This window comes from Paenibacillus sp. YN15 (assembly GCF_003285005.1).
Classification (GTDB): domain Bacteria; phylum Bacillota; class Bacilli; order Paenibacillales; family NBRC-103111; genus Paenibacillus_AR.
In genome coordinates this window covers 407,585-425,750 of sequence record NZ_QMFA01000001.1, presented here as the reverse complement: position 1 = coordinate 425,750, position 18,166 = coordinate 407,585, and the positions used below count along the sequence as shown (strand labels likewise).

Annotated in this window: 16 protein-coding genes; 4 read left to right on the top strand and 12 right to left on the bottom strand. The window is 53.7% G+C overall.

Annotated elements, in window-relative coordinates:
* Nucleotides 1-23 precede the first annotated feature (23 nt).
* The 5 genes from DQG13_RS01360 to DQG13_RS01340 form a co-directional block, all read right to left on the bottom strand.
* On the bottom strand, nt 24-1,688 hold the full coding sequence (locus DQG13_RS01360; RefSeq protein ID WP_258525403.1) for an extracellular solute-binding protein: 1,665 nt from the start codon (nt 1,686-1,688) through the stop codon (nt 24-26).
* Between the two features lie 63 nt (nt 1,689-1,751).
* Nucleotides 1,752-2,630: a carbohydrate ABC transporter permease gene (locus tag DQG13_RS01355; protein ID WP_113017557.1), complete on the bottom strand. Its 879-nt coding sequence runs from the start codon at nt 2,628-2,630 to the stop codon at nt 1,752-1,754.
* A 31-nt stretch (nt 2,631-2,661) separates the two neighbouring features.
* Nucleotides 2,662-3,618, bottom strand: a complete 957-nt coding sequence (locus tag DQG13_RS01350) for an ABC transporter permease (protein WP_113017556.1) — start codon at nt 3,616-3,618, stop codon at nt 2,662-2,664.
* A gap of 230 nt (nt 3,619-3,848) precedes the next feature.
* Nucleotides 3,849-6,080, bottom strand: a complete 2,232-nt coding sequence (locus DQG13_RS01345) for a helix-turn-helix domain-containing protein (protein WP_146767077.1) — start codon at nt 6,078-6,080, stop codon at nt 3,849-3,851.
* A 33-nt stretch (nt 6,081-6,113) separates the two neighbouring features.
* Nucleotides 6,114-6,752 carry a trimeric intracellular cation channel family protein gene (locus tag DQG13_RS01340; protein ID WP_113017554.1) on the bottom strand — a complete coding sequence of 213 codons (639 nt, stop codon included), beginning with the start codon at nt 6,750-6,752 and terminating at the stop codon, nt 6,114-6,116.
* Nucleotides 6,753-6,942: 190 nt separating this feature from the next.
* Between DQG13_RS01340 and uxaC the strand changes: the two genes are divergently transcribed.
* The gene (uxaC, locus tag DQG13_RS01335) at nt 6,943-8,355 is read left to right on the top strand and encodes a glucuronate isomerase (protein WP_113017553.1); all 1,413 of its coding nucleotides are present in this window, start codon (nt 6,943-6,945) and stop codon (nt 8,353-8,355) included.
* A 676-nt stretch (nt 8,356-9,031) separates the two neighbouring features.
* Here the strand turns inward: uxaC and DQG13_RS01330 are convergent.
* The 7 genes from DQG13_RS01330 to DQG13_RS01300 all read right to left on the bottom strand — a co-directional run bounded on the left by DQG13_RS01330 (nt 9,032) and on the right by DQG13_RS01300 (nt 15,755).
* Nucleotides 9,032-10,663 carry an extracellular solute-binding protein gene (locus tag DQG13_RS01330; RefSeq protein WP_113017714.1) on the bottom strand — a complete coding sequence of 544 codons (1,632 nt, stop codon included), beginning with the start codon at nt 10,661-10,663 and terminating at the stop codon, nt 9,032-9,034.
* A 44-nt stretch (nt 10,664-10,707) separates the two neighbouring features.
* Nucleotides 10,708-11,592, bottom strand: coding sequence for a carbohydrate ABC transporter permease (locus DQG13_RS01325; RefSeq protein ID WP_113017552.1), 885 nt, complete (start codon nt 11,590-11,592; stop codon nt 10,708-10,710).
* Nucleotides 11,593-11,608: 16 nt separating this feature from the next.
* Entirely contained in the window at nt 11,609-12,550 is a 942-nt protein-coding gene (locus DQG13_RS01320) for an ABC transporter permease (RefSeq protein WP_113017551.1), read from the bottom strand.
* Nucleotides 12,551-12,588: 38 nt separating this feature from the next.
* Nucleotides 12,589-13,308, bottom strand: a complete 720-nt coding sequence (locus DQG13_RS01315; RefSeq protein WP_113017550.1) for a glycerophosphodiester phosphodiesterase — start codon at nt 13,306-13,308, stop codon at nt 12,589-12,591.
* A 16-nt stretch (nt 13,309-13,324) separates the two neighbouring features.
* Nucleotides 13,325-14,170 (bottom strand): Cof-type HAD-IIB family hydrolase, encoded by an 846-nt coding sequence (locus DQG13_RS01310; RefSeq protein ID WP_113017549.1) that lies wholly within the window; start codon nt 14,168-14,170, stop codon nt 13,325-13,327.
* Between the two features lie 174 nt (nt 14,171-14,344).
* Nucleotides 14,345-15,190 carry a metallophosphoesterase family protein gene (locus DQG13_RS01305; RefSeq protein ID WP_113017548.1) on the bottom strand — a complete coding sequence of 282 codons (846 nt, stop codon included), beginning with the start codon at nt 15,188-15,190 and terminating at the stop codon, nt 14,345-14,347.
* 25 nt (nt 15,191-15,215) lie between these two features.
* On the bottom strand, nt 15,216-15,755 hold the full coding sequence (locus tag DQG13_RS01300) for a glycerol-3-phosphate responsive antiterminator (RefSeq protein ID WP_113017547.1): 540 nt from the start codon (nt 15,753-15,755) through the stop codon (nt 15,216-15,218).
* Between the two features lie 180 nt (nt 15,756-15,935).
* On the opposite strand from DQG13_RS01300, the gene DQG13_RS01295 reads away from it, so the two are divergent.
* Genes DQG13_RS01295 through DQG13_RS01285 form a run of 3 tightly spaced genes read left to right on the top strand, consistent with a single transcriptional unit; the run spans nt 15,936 to nt 17,880 of the window.
* Entirely contained in the window at nt 15,936-16,298 is a 363-nt protein-coding gene (locus tag DQG13_RS01295) for a GntR family transcriptional regulator (protein WP_113017546.1), read from the top strand.
* The gene (locus DQG13_RS01290) at nt 16,295-17,194 is read left to right on the top strand and encodes an ABC transporter ATP-binding protein (protein ID WP_113017545.1); all 900 of its coding nucleotides are present in this window, start codon (nt 16,295-16,297) and stop codon (nt 17,192-17,194) included. The genes DQG13_RS01295 and DQG13_RS01290 overlap by 4 nt, the downstream gene beginning before the upstream one ends.
* Nucleotides 17,191-17,880: a hypothetical protein gene (locus tag DQG13_RS01285; RefSeq protein ID WP_113017544.1), complete on the top strand. Its 690-nt coding sequence runs from the start codon at nt 17,191-17,193 to the stop codon at nt 17,878-17,880. Before DQG13_RS01290 ends, DQG13_RS01285 begins: the two co-directional genes overlap by 4 nt.
* Nucleotides 17,881-18,166 lie beyond the last annotated feature (286 nt).

The following is an 18,166-nucleotide window of genomic DNA, read 5'->3' as shown; positions in this document are numbered from 1 at the left end:
TGCCGCCAAAAATTCAACGGCTTTTATTTATTTTCGTACAGCTTTTGGGCCTGCTCGCCAAACTCATACAGATCCTTCAGCATAAAGGCCGTATCCTTGTTCTCGTCATACCACTTGGCATAGAATTCATCCACCTTCTTGCCGCCGGCCTTTTCCCAGATATCCCGGCCGTCCTTGACCGCTTGCTCCGCCGTATAGCTGTTTCCGCTGACAACAGCCTTCAGCCATACATCTCCCTTGGAGCCGTTGGGCGAAATTTGAGTCTCCACATTTTTGATAATCAGGTTCAAATCCTCAGGCAGCGCCGGCAAATACTCCGGCTTCAGGGTCGGAATCGGCCGCTCCTTGTTGACGTACAGCTCATCCGCCTTCAGCGCAAGCTGCTTCAGCGCCTTTTGCGACTCATTGGTCTCCGGCATACTGGAGGTGAACGCCCACTTGCCCAGCAAAAGCGAGGAAGCCATCATGCCCAGATCATCGTTATAAAGCTCCTTCTTGTTCTTCTCCGCATCGATGGTCACAGGCAATCCCGTGGCGCTGTCCACCCTCCAGTGAGTGCCCTCAATGCCATACTTGATTACCTTGGCATTCTGCGGATCAATCATAAAATCGATATATTTCATTACTGCTTCCGGATTCTTGGCACCGGCGTTGATGGCACCGACCATTTGAATCGGGCTGCCGATAATCGGGCTGAACTGCCCCATTTTCGATTTGGGCATGGGGGCAATAGCCAGTACGCCGTTAGGAGAGTTTTTCTTGAAGGTGTCATAATCCTTCTCGTTGATCGCCTGATACATATAAATGCCCAGCTTGCCGGAAAGAAAGTCCTGCTTGGCCTTTTCCCCGTTTTTGTCCGTCAGGAAATCCTTATCCACTACCCCTGCGTCAAACAGCTGCTTCTGGAAATCGATGGAGGCCTGGAGGCCCTCCCATTCATGAACCAGCTTGCCGTCCCGGACAACCCAGTCCACTTCCCCGTGTCCGAACATGTGATTGATAAAGCCGGAGTTCATGTTGATTCCGAAGGTGTCGTTTTTGCTGTTGCCGTCAGGGTCGCGGGTGGCAAAGGCTTTGGCTACCTCCAGCAGTTCCTCGGTGGTTTCCGGCATTTTCAGCTGGAGCTTATCCAGCCAGTCCTGGCGGATATACATCCGGTGATTGGCGACGAGAGGCGACACTCTGCCGATTTCATAGAGCTTGCCGTCGCTTTTGGTGCCCAGCTTCTTCAATTGGGGGAATTGCTTCATCAATTCCTTGTAGGTGGTGCTGTATTTCTCCACCACATTGTCCAACGGCATCAGGAGACCCTGGCTGAACCAGCCGTTGCGGTAGCGGGAATCGTATTCCAGAATCAAATCGGGGGCGCTGGCCGTAGCGAACAAAGCATTGAATTTGGGCAGAGACTCCGATCTGGGTACGGGAACATACTTGACATTCACCGGCCCGTTGGCGTTTACCCAATCCACCCAGCGGTTTTTGTCCCAGGTGCCTTCCTCCGGCGGAATGTTGTTGCGGTCATAGATGCTAACCGTAATATTGGCTCTTGCGGCAGGAGAGGCGCTCTCCTGTGCCGCAGGGCTTGAATCGGCAGCCTTCTTCTCCCCATTGGAGCAGCCGGCTGCAACCAGCGCCACCGCTGCAGTCCCCAGCAGCATTTTTCCCATCCATGTTTTGTGCATCCCCATTTTGCAGACCCTCCATATAATATAATTGGCTTAACAGCTGTGTTTCTTGCCTGCTTGCCGGTTCTACCCTTTAACCGCGCCGATCATGACGCCCTTGACAAAATATTTCTGGACAAAGGGATACACCGCTAAGAGAGGAAGCAGCATCACGACAATTCCGGCAGAGCGCAGTCCCTGGGGCGTCATCAGTTGATTCAGCTCATCGGGACTGACATTGTTGAGGCTTTGCATCAGGGATTGATTGGCCACCATGCTCTGCACCAGGACGGCCAGATTGTATTTCTCGGAGCTGTTGATATTGATCAGAACGGCCTGGAAGGTGTTCCAGTAGCCGACTCCATAGAACAGCGTCAGCGTGGCCAGCACCGGCATGGACAGGGGAAGAACAATTTGCAGCAATAGCCGGAAATCCCCGCAGCCGTCCATCCAGGCGGCCTCCTCTATTTCATCGGGAAGATTCTCGAAAAAGGATTTCAGCACCATCATGTTATAGGCGCTGATCAGTCCCGGCAGCCATACCGCCCAATAGGTGTCCAGAATATGGACGGAACGGTTCACCAGAAAGGCGGGAATCATGGGAATCCCGAACAGCATAGTGAACACAATGGCCAAGGTCAGAAAACGCCGGGCAATAAACTGCTTTTTAGACAAGGGATAGGCGGCCAGGATGGTGAACGCCATGCTCAGAACAATGCCCGTCACCGTAATGATAACACTGTTGCGGAAGCTGCGCAGGATGGGCGTGCCATTGAAGAGCATATGGTAGGATTCGAAGTTCAATCCCCTGGGCCATATCCCTACCTGACCGGAAGCCACAGCCTCATACTCGCTTAAGGATACGGACACGATATTCAGAAGCGGCAGCAGACAAGTCAGCGCCGCTAGGGCCAGGAGCGTATTATTTATCCGGTAAAACCATTTTTCTTGCTTCGTTTCTCTCATATCCATTCACTCCATTCCGCTTGTACGGGGATTACCATAATGAATGACCAAGGCGGCGGGCGATGGCATTGGAGCCGATAACAAAGATAATGGCCACCAGGGATTCAAACAGCCCCATAGCCGTGGTCAGACTGTACATGCCTCCCTGAATGCCTACGGCATACAGATAAGTGCTGATGACCCGGGAAATATCGGATACCGCCGCATTCTGCAAATTGTAAATCTGCTCGAAGCCTACATCCATAATCCGTCCCATGGACAGAATCAGCATGATGACCGCCGTAGGCATAATTCCCGGCAGGGTCACATTCCAGATCTGGCGCAGCTTGCCCGCTCCGTCTATGCTGGCCGATTCATACAGGCTGGGATCGATGGAGCTGATGGCCGCCAGATAAATGATGGCCCCGAACCCCGCCTCCTTCCATACCGAGGAGCCGAAAAAGATCGTCATCCAGCTGCCAATCTCATAAAGCAGCTCAAACTCATGCCCGGTAAGCCGGAAGAGGAACTGGCTGATGATGCCAGCCTGGGAGCCGAACAGGGTGACAATAATGCCGCCGATAATGACCCAGGAGAAAAAATGGGGCAAATACAGCAATGTCTGCACCGATTTTTTGAACCACAGGCCCTTCACCTCATTGAGCAGCACCGCCACCAGTATCGGAAACGGGAACCCGATGAGCGTCCCCAGCACACTTAAAACGAGTGTATTGCGGATGATCTGCACCGTTTGGGGATTGCTGAACAGCGTGTGGAAATTCTGCAGTCCCACCCACGGGCTGTCCAGAATGCCAAGCATCAGATTATACTGCTTGAAGGCGATTACATTCCCCAGAATCGGCAGGTAGCGAAATACAATGAAGAATACTGCCACCGGCAGAAACATCAGAATCAAAGCCCTGTTTTTGTAAATCCGTTTCCGCAGCCCCCCTTTTGTTTTCTCCTTCTTCACTCTGACAGCCTGCAGCTTGAATGCCGCTGTCTTCATGTTTCCTCACCATCCGATCCTTATGTTCTGTATCTGTCGGCGGGGCCTTGCCCTGCCTGACTGTACTGTAAAACGGCGAAGGTCTTTTCGGCAATATACATCTGCGGGCGCCGGCTAACCAAAGGGAAACCCGGCTTGCCAATGCGCCTGCCTGACCAGTTCAAAAAACCTCCAACCCTGCTTGCCGCAAGGGATTGGAGGCTTTTGGCCGAAAAGGTTAGCCGGAGGAATCAGGTGTCGGAGGAAGCGGAGGAGCCGGGATCGAGCCCCTTCCGGTATTCCCCCGGAGGCTGGCCGGTGGTTTTTTTGAAGGCGCGGATAAAGGACACATCGTGAACATAGCCGACGGCGAGAGCGATTTCCTGGATGGACAAGCCAGTTCCAGCCAGCATCTCCTTGCTTTTCTCCATCCGGGCGCGAACGATATATTCCGCCAGCTTCTCGCCGAACTCCTCCCGGAAGATGCGGCTGATGTACTTGCCGTGAAGTCCGAACTGGTCGCAGAGCATAGTCAGGGATAAATCGGGATTGCCCAGGCTGTCATCCACAAATTTCCTGATTTTTTTGGCCAGAGGCAGGTTGCCGCGGTGCTCCCGGGAGAGCAGCACCGTCTCCTGAAAGGAGGCCAATATCTCCTGCATCCGCTCCTCCGGCTCGTCGATAAGATCGAAGCCGAGAGAGGCTTCCAGCAGTTCGGGAAAGGTCCGGGAGGTCCACAGCTCCACAACCTTGGGAGACAGTCCCGTCATTTCCTTGTTCAAATTGTATACCAGATACTGGAGCAGATTATTCAGCTCCTCCCGGTTGATCAGATCCCGGCGAATTTCGGCGAACACGCTGCGGTACAGCTCCTCCCACTGGGAATCGAAGGTCCGGTAGGCCAGCACAAGCTGGCGGATATTCTGAACATGCCTGTATGGCTCGCGGAAGGCATGAGTCACCGGCTGCAGAATCCTGTTCATGCCCACCGTATGCTTATAGGACAAGGCTTGCGCAGCCTGGTCGTAATACCGGGACAGCTCTGCGAGCTCATGGAACGGACTGCTGATGCCGGCGGTTACGGTAAAATCCAGATGGGCCTCCACCCAGGCGCGCACCTGCTCCGCCAGGCTCAGGACAAACTGCTCGTCCGCTCGGCTGTTTCCGCAGAAATAAACCACCAGAAGCCGGTACCCGGACATCCACTCCGTCCACACTCCGGCCTGGTTCACCTCCGCCACCTCGCCGATGACGCTGGCCAGCACATACTTGAACAGATGCTGGTCCCGGGTGTTGTACTTGTGGTTCCATGCCGCAAACTGGTCGATCTCGAACAGGGCCAGGGACAAGGCTCCGTACTCCTCCGGCAAGCCGTAGGTTTGGGCCTCCCGCTTCCATTCTTCGGGGGAAAGCAGCGCCACCCCATCCGTCAAATCCAGCAGCAGCTGCCGCCGCCGGATGCCCACATCCTCCTCATGCAGCTTCTGGTAGGTCTGGGTGCGCTCGATCAACGACTCCAGCGCCTGATCAATGAGCTTCAGTTCGTCCTTATGCTCGGCGGGCTTCAGCCTGACCGGGTCATGATGCCGGATACGGTCTATAATCAGCTCGATGGGCTTGTAGTTCCGCCGGGTAATCAGCAGCATGCCCAACAAGCCTGTAACCAGCAGGCCGCAGATGATCCAGACATAGCTGAAAAGAGAGGCATAGCGGAACAGGTGGCCGTCCCGGACGCCGCTGACGAATTCCCAGCCGGTGTAGGGAGACTTGATCCGGGAGAGCTCTGTGCCCCGGTTCGCGGTATCGGTAGCGTGAATCGGCTCGCCGTCCGCGTTCTCGATATACAGGAAGCTGCGCTCCGAGCGGGAGCTGTCCGCCAGCCAGCTTTTTAGCCGGACTACGCTGATATTCACTACAATAATACCCTGGTGCTTGCCCAGAAGCGGATAATTCCGCACGATGGAGAAAACCGGGGAAGGGTAGTCCTGGTCCAAAAATTCCTTGTAATCCCGCTGTTGCGAAAAAGTATACAGCTTGGAGCTGGTCCGAAAGCTGTCGGCAAACGCCCTGTCGCCGAATTTATCCACCGGAATCATCATATTGGGGCTCATGATCATGCTGTCCTCAAACCGGTACAGATAGATGGAATCGATCAAAGAGCTGGTGGCCGTCAGTTGGGACAGCTTCTTGGAGGTTTCGTACCCGTCCAGATAGGAGGAGGGCTGGCCGCCCTTGTAGAACCGGGTAATGACCGCGTCATATTGCAGGTCCTTAACCAGCATATCGTCAATTTCCCGCAAGGACTTGTCCAGCGCCTGCATCTGCTGCTCCGTATAAATCCGGTTGGCATCCACGGCCTCCCGTTTGGCCATGTTAGAAATCATCAGGAAGGCCAGCAGAATAATGACCGACGTGACCAGAAAATAAATCGGCAAATAAGACAGCAGCATACGGTGGTACCAGGTTTTTTTCGTAAAAAACAACCCCCTTCGCCGGAGGCGGAGATATAATCCCCGCTAGCCTTGGTGCTTTTTCGTATCCCGCGCCTGGGGAATGCGGTACACGGGAAAATTGACGGAATACATGACGCACAGTACCCTGACCAGGAAGGTAACCAGCAGGCAGATATACATGGCGAAGGTTACGGGGATAAAATCATGCACCAGAACGAGGCTGCCCGCCCCCAATATGGACGCCACCGCATACACCTCCTTGCGGAAGACGTAGGGAATCTCCCGGCTGAACAGATCCCGCACTACGCCGCCGCCGATCCCGGTGATCAGCCCCATGGACAGTATGATGAACGGCTCATCGTAACCCAGGCCCAGAGCCGCTTTGGCCCCTACCGCGGTAAATACGCCCAGCCCCACGGCGTCGGAAACCATGAGGAGATTATTAAAACGGCTAATATAGGGGTAAAATACCCATGTCAGCAATCCGGCCGCAAGGCTGGACACAAAATACTTGGGCTCCACAAAAGCCACAGGCGGAATAACCCCGATGAGCAAATCCCGGACAATCCCGCCGCCCAAGGAGGTAGCCACGCAAAGGCTGGTGACCCCGAACAGGTCCATCTCCTTTTGAATCCCGATGACGGCGCCGGAAATCCCCGCCGCGACAATGCCCAGATAGATGAAAACCTCGATGAGCTGCATGGTGCAACGTATCCCCTCTACTCTTCATTCCAGCCTATTGTAACCGAAATCGGCCACCGGTGGAATACGCCGGAAAAAACTGCTCACAACCTGTTCACATTATCTATTGTTCACGTTAACATATTTGTAGTATGCTTGTAGATGTGAGTTTGAAAAAAACCATATTTTAACGAAGGTGGCTTAGGATCAAATGAAACCCTTTCTGGATGAAAACTTTCTCTTGTCCAACGAAACGGCCGTGAAGCTCTATCATGACTACGCCAAGAACATGCCGATCATCGATTATCACTGCCATTTGAGCCCGCAGGAAATCTACGAGAACAAGACCTATAAGAATATTACCGAGGTTTGGCTGGGCGGCGACCACTACAAGTGGAGAGCGATGCGCTCCAATGGTGTGGAAGAGCGTTATGTGACCGGCGACGCGCCTGACTACGAGAAGTTTCTGGCCTATGTCAAAACCTGCTCCACCGCCATCGGCAACCCGCTGTACCACTGGTCCCACCTGGAGCTGCAGCGCTTCTTCGGCATCTATGATGTGCTGAATGAGCAGAATGCCCCCGCCATCTGGGAAAAAGCCAATGCCAAGCTGACCGGCGAAGGCTTCGGCGCCCGGGATCTGATCGTCAATTCCAACGTCAAAGTGGTTTGCACCACCGACGATCCTGTAGATTCTCTGGAATACCACCTGAAGCTGAAGGAGGATACCTCCTTCCCGGTGGCCGTGCTGCCATCTTTCCGTCCCGACAAGGCGCTGGAAATCAACCGCGCCACCTTCCTGCCGTGGCTGGCCAAGCTGGCCGAGGTTGCCGGCGCTCCCATCAATACCTATGAGGACCTTCTGAACGCGCTGGAAGCCCGTGTGCAATTCTTCCATGACGCCGGCTGTCTGGTTTCCGACCATGCCCTGGACTATGTGCCGTACGCGCCGACCTCCCGCGAGGAAGCCGGTTATGTGTTTGCCAAGGCCCTCCAAGGCAACCCGGTAAGCGAAGAGGACGAAAAGAAATATAAAGCCTACACCCTGATCTTCCTGGGCAAGCTGTACTCCGAGCACGGCTGGGCCATGCAGTACCACATCAATGCCGGACGGAATAACAACACCGTCATGTTCAACAAGCTGGGACCGGATACCGGCTATGACTCCATGAACGACAGCAGCGTGGCTTATCCGCTGAGCCGTTTGCTGGACGCCATCGACCAGGAAGCCGGTCTGCCCAAGACCATCCTGTACTCCCTGCACCCCAAGGATATGCCTGCATTGGGCACCCTGATGGGCGCATTCCAGGGCGGCGGCGTGGCCGGCAAGATTCAACTGGGCTCCGCATGGTGGTTCCTGGATACCAAGGAAGGCATGATTCACCAAATGAAAACCCTGGGCGACCTGGGCCTGCTGAGCCGCTTTGTGGGTATGCTCACCGACTCCCGCAGCTTCCTGTCCTACACCCGCCACGAATATTTCCGCCGGATTCTGTGCAACCTGTTCGGCGAGTGGGTGGAGAACGGCGAGTTCCCCGCGGACATCGAGCTCCTGGGCGGCATTGTGTCCGATATCAGCTACAACAACGCCAAGAACTACTTCGGCTTCCCGTCCCTGGCGTAGAGATTTGCAAGCTTGCGTTTTGAGCCTCCAGCGCCTCGGGCGCCGGGGGCTTTTTGCAATGCCGCGCCGCGGCGGACGCCAAAAACCCAAGAGCGAAGCGGAAACAAGCCGCTTAACTCTTGGGTTTCTTTGGTGGAATAAATATTCAGCGAGTCTCGTAACTACTCAGCTATGTCCGTAAGAGCGCGAATTGGATGAATAACGGATGTACGATCCGGATAGCGCTCCCTGCTCTAGCCGAAGGTAGGTTTTTTGAGCGCCATCCTGCCACTAATCCAGAATTTACCAATGTTATCATGTAAAAGTGCAGTTAATTTTTAATAAATTCCTCTTTTTTGCCGCCCATAATGCAAAAGTGCAATTATTTTCGCTTGAAACCGCCAAAAAGCTAAAATCCACGTGAAATAGATGCACTTTTGCATTATGACCCTCCGTTCCAGCAGCTGACTCATGAAATAAATGTACTTTTACATTATGGACACTCCATATTTTTCCACGTCCCCAACACCCCACCATCATCTACTATAAATAGGATAAACTGTCACCAAAAGCAGAGTAGCTACCGAGTTTCATTCCTTACCGGAAAAGGAGTGCCTTGGATGCCCAAACACGTTTTGTCGGCCTTGATTGGATCGAATGTTAAGGTGTCCAAGTGTCCAAGCCTTCATAAGCAAGCCTAGTTGCTGTCGTACCGCTCAAAGGCTCCCTGATAAACCTTCATATACCGGTCGAGTCCCATTCCCGTTGCCGTCTTCACATACTTGTCCCATTCCGAGAAGGAGGCTGCTCCTGTAATAAACTTGGACTCCATCTCGTTGATGTAATTCTGAATATCGGTGCCGATGGTGCTCATGAACTCCGTTTCCTCTTCCGTGTAGTTGAAGTTGTACCACAGATCCTTAATGGCATACGGCTTGGCCTTCTCGCCGGCTTCAACGGATTCCGGCAGCGACTCCGAACCCTTGAAGTAGCTGTGCTGCACATAGCCCGGATAACTGCCTCCCATCCAGGACACATACTTGGTCAATGCCTGGTCCAGAGTAAGCCCCTCCGGACTGTTCTTAATGGAATCCACATATTCAAGAGTGCCGTCCGCCTGCTTGGTATAGCTGACCCCCTCCTTGCCCATAAAGAAAAACGTCCCGCCTTCGTCGCCGAAGAAATGATCCATCCAGCGAACCGTTGCCTCCGGATGCTTGTTTTTGCTGGTAATGACAAACGCTCCCGGCCAAACCATCGGCACCTTAATATGGGTATACATTTGATCGCCATTGGGTCCCTTCAGAGCGCCCAGACCAAAATATCCCTCGCCGTTAAACTGCGTTTTGGGATTGGGGTTAATGGTGGACGCAAGCTGCCCCTTGGCTCCCTTGGCATACAATGTCTTACCGTCCTGGGTAAACACATCCTTGTCAATCAGCCCCTCCTGGTACAGCTTGTTCAGGAATTGCAGCATACTGCGGTAATTGTCGGTCAGGCGGAAGAAACGCAGCTTGCCGTTGGCCGGATCAACATCGACAAATTTATGGCCAAGCCCGCGATTGCCTACTCCCCATGCGCCTTTTAACTGGTCGATCAAAGGACCGATGCCTGTGCCGCTGTAGGGGAGCTCGTCCGCCTGGCCATTCCCGTTCAGGTCGGTGGTTTTGGCCGCCTTCAGAAATTCATAAAATTCATCAATGGTTTTCGGCTCCTTCAGCCCCATCTTGTCCAAATAATCCTGCTTGACCCACAACGGGGTGCCGATCAGCATAGGCAGAAATTCCGGGCTGTAGAAGGAGGGAAAGGAGTAGATGTGGCCGTCGGGCATGGTCAGAGCTTTCTTCAGGTCAGGGTATTTCTCCATCAGGCCCTTCAGGTTTGGCGCATAATCCAGCATCTCGTCAACTTTCACAAAGGCTCCCTCGCTGCCGTATCTCATCAGATCGGCGGCAGGCATGCGGGCCGTGAAGAAGGCGTCGGGGTAATCCCCATTGGCCAGGGCCAGATTCCGTTTCTCCGTCAGGCTGTCAAAGGGAATAAATTGAAATTTCACATTTACATTGGACATTTTCGCATATTCCTTATAGACCAGACGCTCCTCAAAAGGAGTGCTTCCATTGGTCGCGGCCAGACCGGTAAAGAAGGTCAGCTCAATGGGTTCATTGACGATAGGCATTCCGCTCTTATTCAGATTGGCGTTGGCCTCTGCCGTGGGTTTGTTTGCGGAATCCTGCTTGCCAACCTCCTGATCCGTATTGCATCCAGTCAATAGCCCCGTCACCATGATGGATGAAAGGGTGATGCCCATCCATTTATTCCATGTCATTTTCATTGCTTTCTCCTCCTGTTTCTCGGGCAAAATGGGATACATTAACCTTTTAAAGCTCCGATCATAACGCCTTTGACAAAATATTTTTGCAAAAAGGGATACAGCATGAATATTGGCAGGTTGGTCACTACAACAGCAGCGTATTTAATCGCCTCCTCATCCATAATGGCCTGGGCATGGGAGGAATCGCCGGAATTTACCATTTGCTCCATCTGGCCCTGAATCAGAATTTCCCGCAAGAACAGCTGCAAGGGATATTGCTTCCGGTCCGTCAGGTAGATCAAGGCGTTAAAATACGCATTCCAATGGCCAACAGCGTAGAACAAGACCATCACCGCCAGAATGGGAGCCGAAAGGGGCAGCACAATGCGGAGCAAAATCCCCGTATCGGAGCAGCCGTCTATGGAAGCCGCCTCCTGGAGCTCTCCCGGGATGCTGGATTGAAAGAAGGTTCTGGTAATAAAAATATTCCAGACGGAGACCGCCCCGGGCAAAATCAGCGCCCACATGGTATTATTCAAGCCCAGGGTCTTCACCACCATGTAGGCGGGAATCAGGCCCCCGCTGAAAAACATCGTAAACACCAGCAGGGCGGTAATGGCATTCCTTCCCCATAATTGCGAGCGCGAAAGGGGGTAGGCGGCCAGAACGGTCATAATCAGATTCACCGTCGTGCCGACTGCGGTATACAGAATCGTATTGCCATACCCCGTCAGCAGCTCTTTGTTTTCCAGCACCTTCCGGTAACCGGTCAGACTGATGTCCACCGGCCACAGCCACATATCCCCTGCCAGAACGGCGGACGGATTGCTGACGGATGCGCTTATCACGAACAAGAGCGGATACAGCACCGCCGCAGACAGCAGCGCCAGAAGGGCGATATTGACCGTCTCAAACCATCTGTCCCGAAGGCTTCGCACCTCCATCGCCCGCACCTCCCTTCTACCACAGACTGGTCTGGTTCACATACCGGGCCACCCGGTTTACCAGCACCAGCAGAATGAAATTGACTACGGAATTGAACAAGCCGACTGCAGAGGCAAAGCTGTACTGGGAGCCGAGAATGCCGCTTTGGTATACATAGGTGGAAATAACCTCGGAGGCCTCCTTGTTCAGAGAGTTCTGCATCAGGAATACCTTTTCGAATCCCACTCCCATCAGCGAGCCGGCATTCAGAATAAAGAGAATGACGATAGTAGGGCGTATTCCGGGCAAATTCACATGCCAGATGCGCTGCAGTCTGGACGCTCCGTCCACCCGGGCGGCTTCGTGAAGCTGGGGATCGATTCCCGACAGGGCAGCCAGGTAAATAATCGAGTTCCAGCCCATCTGCTGCCAGACGCCGGACCATACATAAATCGACTTGAACCAGGACGGCTTCGTCATAAAATACACCTTGCTGCCACCCAATGCCTCAATGGCCGTATTTACAATTCCCGTGTTGGGGGATAAAAACATGACAATGATCCCCACCAGCACAACCGTTGACAGAAAATGCGGCGCGTAAGTAACGATCTGGACGAATTTTTGAAAACGGCGCTGGCGCACTTCATTAATCATTAAAGCCAGTATAATGGGAATGGGAAATCCGGCGGCCAGCTCATACAGGCTGATGCCCAAGGTGTTGCGCAGTATTCTCCAAAAGAAATAGCTGTCAAAAAAACGCTCAAAATGCTTCAGCCCCACCCAAGGGCTGTCCCAAATTCCCTTGGTTCCGATAAAATCCTTGAAGGCGATTTGCACGCCGTACATGGGCCAATAATGAAACACAAGAAAATACAGCAGCACCGGAGCGATGAGCGCATAAAGCTGCCAATGCCGGCGGAAGGCTTTGCCCGCCTGTTTTCCATGCTTGCACAAGGCTCTCGCCCAGCCCAGATTCATCGGACGCCACCCTCTTGCCCGGTTTCGGACCTGCTCCATCACTTGCCCACCGCGCCCGCTTCGCGGCTAAGCTGAATCCACTTCTCCAACTTGTCGGTGCATACCAGTATGGAAGGCAACCCAAGCATCTTCCTCATGTCCTCCGCCTCATTGACAGTCCAGGCCGCAAGCTGCACCGCGTTTTCCTCGCACCATTTGATATAAGGCTCCGTGATCCAGGTATGCTTCATCTCAAGACTGCAGGCAGCAAGCTCCTTAATAAAAGGGAGGAAAGCCGGGGAGCTGTGTCCTACAATCAGGCCAAGGGGAATCTCCTTGTCCATTTGACGCACCCGGACCAATGAATCATGATCGAAGGAGGTGATGATCACCTGATCCGCCATATCAAGCCGGTGCACCAATTCCAGCGTCTTCTCCTCCAAGCCCGGGTACAAGTCCGCCATCTGCTTCAGCTCCAGATGGATGCGGAGCCTCCCCTTCAACAGGAGCAGGGCCTCCTCCAAGGTGGGAATCTCCTCGTTCTCTCCGACTGTCAGCCGCTTAAGATCAGACAGCAGATGCTGCTTGATGGTTCCCGCCCCGTCGGTCATCCGGTTCACGGTGAAATCATGGAAAACCACCGGAACTCCGTCATTGCTAAGCTGTGCATCCAGCTCCAGATCGGAAGCGCCCAGTTGGCAAGCCGATCTGAAGGAGGACAGGGTGTTTTCCGGGAATCTCGCCGGATTCCCCCGATGGGCAATCGCTCTGATACTCATATTTACAAACTCCCCTCTAAGGTTGTCCGGCACGCAGGAGAGCAGGCCAAGCCTGTCCCGGTCCCGGAAACGCAAATTGCAGAAGCGCTTCAATTACACCATCGCCGTGGCTTCCTTCACAGACATAATCCGCCGCTTCCTGAAGCTCATGATGGCTGTTGCCGACTGCTACCCCAATGCCGGCGCATTGCAGCATGTCCAGATCATTCATCTGATTGCCGATAGCCATAATTTCATGGCGGGGGATTCCCAGTTTGTGCGCCAATTGGCTCATGGCCGCCCCTTTGGTGCAATGTCTGGACACGATTTCCAAATAATTACTTTCCGACTGCAATGCCGTGTAATGTCCGCCCAATACCGGTTTGAAGACATTCCAGACGGGGAGGATGACCTCCATAGGTCCCATTAAAATCACCTTATGGACATCATAAGACAGCCATTGTCCACATTTAAGCCGCTCTACCCGGCAAACAACGGATTCCTTGCGCTCATACTCCTCAATTTCCTGAGTGCGGCGGAATATCCGCACCTCCTCTTCCCTGAACATCAGCACGTCCGCTCCGCGGCGGTCCGCCTCCTCCACCAGCCCGGCCAGATGGGCCAGGGGAAGCGTCCTCGCCTCCACGATTCCCGTCCTGTCGGCCAATACAGAGCCGTTGCAGGCAATATAAGGAATATCCAACTGCAGCTCCTCCACAATATGGCGGGCAGTCAAGTGGGGCCTTCCCGTAGCCAACGTAAACAATCCTCCCTGCTCCCGGAAGCGGCCGACCGCCTCCAGCACCCGTTTGGTCAGCCTGTGCTCGGCCGATAGCAGGGTTCCATCCAGATCGCTGACAACAAGACGTATGCGACTGCCCAACGACTCTCTCTCCTCTTAAAAACAATTTCACAAACAAAAAAAAGAGATACAAGAAAACAAAAGCAATCCTCACCTCCTGCGCAACTGAAGCGCACGAATCGCTGCTTTTGGGTTTTCTCGTCGTCTCCACCCGTATGCAATATTCTATTCGTCTTTTATATTAACAGCCTTCTGTCAACGCAATGTTATTCCGGTGTTATTTAGCCGTAAATGTATGTCCCAGCCGGTCTGCCTGTTCTTCGGCTCGGGATTATGGGAAAAATACCTAATATTCTTGTATATGGAAGAGACATCGTCCAGAATGCCGGGTTCAGCGGCGTCCACAGCGGAAATGCGGATCTCCTCCTCGTTGATCTCCACCATTGCAAAGGCGGGGTAATCCAGAGCCGCGGCCAGCTGGACAAAATGCCAGTTTTGAAGCCTGCAAACGGAATGCAAGTGAACATGGCCGTTAAAATAAAGGCCCTGTCCTTTTTTGCGGCTCAAAATTCCCCATATATCGATATCCGGATCAATGGCGGCTTTCTCCCGGGTCGATCCCTCCGTTGTGCCGTACAGCGGATGATGGGCAAACACCAATAAAGGAGCTGCTCCCGACTCCTCCACCACATGCTCCAGCCATTGCAGCTGCTCACGGTCCACCCGGCCGCTCCAATCCTCCCGGTCCAGCTCCTTGGCCGTATCCATAAACGCCAGCACCGCCTGATCCGTGCGGATAAAATGATAGCGGGGCTGTCCGGTCAAGGCCAGCACCTCTTTTCTTGACTGGGAATACAGATCATGGTTGCCCAGCACATGATAAAACGTGCTTGCCCGCGGCTCAAGCAGGCTGTACACCTGGCGCAGCTCCCAAGGCAAGCCGAGATTGGTCAAATCCCCAAGGGAAATATGAAAATCCGCCTCCGTTTGGCAAAAGCGCCCCAGCAGGCTGCCGTAAAAGCCATCCCGGGCCTCTGCCCATCCGGCAACGGCTTTATCCACAGCGTGATAATGCAAATCGCCGATTACAGCCAATTTCATTGTTCCGCCTCCCCTCCATTGCCTCTCAAGTCCAAAGCTCCGGATCGCCAATGGATACGTAATCGGCTCCGCTGCCAAGGGCGGTGTCAATCTCCTCCTGACTGCGGATAAGCCCTCCTACAATCAGCGGCCTGCCCACCCGCTCCTTAAATTCCCCGATGATCCTGGGCATAAGGCCCGGCATCAGCTCCACCTCGTCGGGCTGGCAATGGTTAATCATCCGAATGGCCGTTTCCACCGCAGCCGAATCAATGGCGAACACCCGTTGAATGGACTTGATTCCCGCCTGTCTGGCGGCAGCTACCGTATTGCTCTTGGTAGTCACAATGCCGTCGATGCCGAACATCTCCGCCAGGTACTCGATGGCCGAGCCGTCGCGCCCAATTCCGCCTACCATTTCCACGTGGACATAAATTTGCTTGTCTTTGTTTCGCAGCTGCTTGACAATATGATCCAGCGTCATGATATTGCCTGCCATCAGATTCACCCGCCTGATCTTGCTGTTTAACGCCGCGGGGATCATAGTGTCCTGCGTAATGGAGGCGATGATGGGATAATCGTTCATCCTGCTCTCCCCCTTTCCCCTTCCATCGTAGACGCCGATTGTTCGGGGAACATTATAGCATTGTTTAGATTTTATGAAGCGGTTTTCCCCTGTGCCCTTCAGGACTTGACAGAACACCCTATTACTTATATAGTTAGTTATATGAGTAATGAACCAATTAAGTAATGAGGATGTGAGGGCATGATTGATGACAGCAAGCCCATTTTCCTGCAGATTGCCGAGCGCATCGAAGATGATATTCTGGAGGGCCTCTTGCCGGAGGAATCTCAAGTGCCTTCCACCAACCAGTTTGCAGCCTTTTACCATATCAATCCGGCGACTGCCGCCAAGGGCGTCAATCTGCTGGTGGACCAGGGCATTCTCTACAAGAAACGGGGGATCGGCATGTTTGTGGCAGGCACGGCGAGAGAGCAGGTGCGCAAGAAGCGCCAGGAGCAATTCTACGAGCAATACGTGGTCGCCATGATGCGCGAGGCGGAGCGGCTGGGCATAACCGCCGAGGAGCTGGCAGATATGATACGCAGAGGGGAGAACAAACGATGAGCGTAATTCTGGAAACCAAAGGATTAACCAAGCGGTACGGGGATTTTACCGCTGTGGACAATGTCAGCATTACCATGGAGGAAGGCAAGATTTACGGGCTCTTGGGCCGCAACGGCGCCGGCAAAACCACTATCATGCACATGATCACCAGCCAGCTGTTTCAAACCTCGGGCAGCCTGCTGGTATTCGGGGAGGAGCCGTATGAGAACAACCATGTGCTGAGCCGGATCTCCTTTGTCAAGGAAAGCCAGAAATATCCCGACAGCTACAAGGTCAAGGATGTGCTGGACGTGGCGGAGCTGTTCCATCCCAACTGGGACCGGGAATATGCCTATTCCCTGATAGAAGATTTCCAGCTCCCGCTGAACCGCCGGATCAAGAAGCTTTCCCGGGGCATGCTCTCCGCGGTAGGGATCATTATCGGGCTGGCCAGCCGGGCGCCGCTGACCATTTTTGACGAGCCGTATCTGGGGCTGGACGCGGTGGCGCGAAATCTGTTCTATAACCGGCTGCTGGAGGATTTCGCCGAGCATCCCCGCACTGTGGTGCTTTCCACCCATCTCATCGATGAGGTGAGCCAGATGCTGGAGCATGTGTTTCTGATTGACCAGGGCAAAATTATTCTGGATGAGGACGCCGAGCAGCTCCGCGGCAGAGCCTTCAGCATTGCCGGACGGGCCTCCGCCGTGGACGATTTCATCCTTGGCAGACAGGTGCTGAGCCGGGACTCCCTGGGGGCGTTGGCAACGGCCACCATCATGGGCAGCCTGGGCGCCGCCGACCGCAAGCTGGCGTCCAATCAAGGCCTGGAGCTGACCCCCGTCTCTTTGCAGCAGTTGATCATACATTTGACCCAAGAAAACAAAACCGTTCAGAAAGGAGCTGCCTTCAAATGAACCGCACCCTGAGTGTTATGCGTATGCAGGCCAAAGACCTGTTTTCATGGCTTTATTTGCCCTGGATTATTGTAGGCGGCAATTTCCTCATCAACCTGGTTACCACCAGCGCCATTCATGATGAGGACACCACCGTCAGCACCGGGGGTATGGCCTCCATCTTCATTTACTTTATGATCATCGGACTGATTATCCTGCATCAAACCTTCCCGTTTGCCCTTGGGCTAAGCGTCCGCCGAACCGACTATTTCCGGGGAACCATCGCCATTGCCGGAATCGCGGCGGCAATCTCCGCTTTGATCATCGTCATCATGTCCGCCATCGAAGGGCAGCTTGGAGGGTGGCTTGGAAGCTTCTATTTCTTCCGCCTCTACTTTATCAGTGACCATGGTTTTCTGAGCGAGCTTTGGTTCTACTTTTCACTTATCCTGCATCTGTTCTTCAGCGGATTTCTGGTAAGCTGCCTTTTCCGCAGACTGGGCGGAATCAAGCTCACCGTCATTCTGGGAGCGCTGTTTATTCTCTTTACTGTATTTAGTCTCATGGCCTCCTATTACGGCTGGTGGCTGGAGATTGGGAAAGCTCTGGCCAGTCTGGGAGCGATCAAGATCATATCCTTGGCTTTTCTGGTCACCCTGGCTTACGCCGGCTTCTCCTATGCGCTTCTGCGCAAAACAACCGTATAACCTCGCGGGGATAAACGCGTGCAGCGTCTTTTGGCGCTGTGCATATGTCAAGAAGCTGAGCTGTGCTGTGCGTTTATCAAGACGTTTGGCGTTTGGGTTTGGCGTTTGGGGTTTGGGGTTGGCGGACTGTGGTTCCGTTATTTCGCTAAATTCCGCCCTTTTTTCTCCCACACGGACTCACGATCCGTTAAATCTGAAAAAGCGGGGGATTCCATGCCTTCTGGAGCAAAATAGCGGAACGTCTGTCCGTGTAAATCTGAAAATGGGCCAAATCCGGAAAATAACG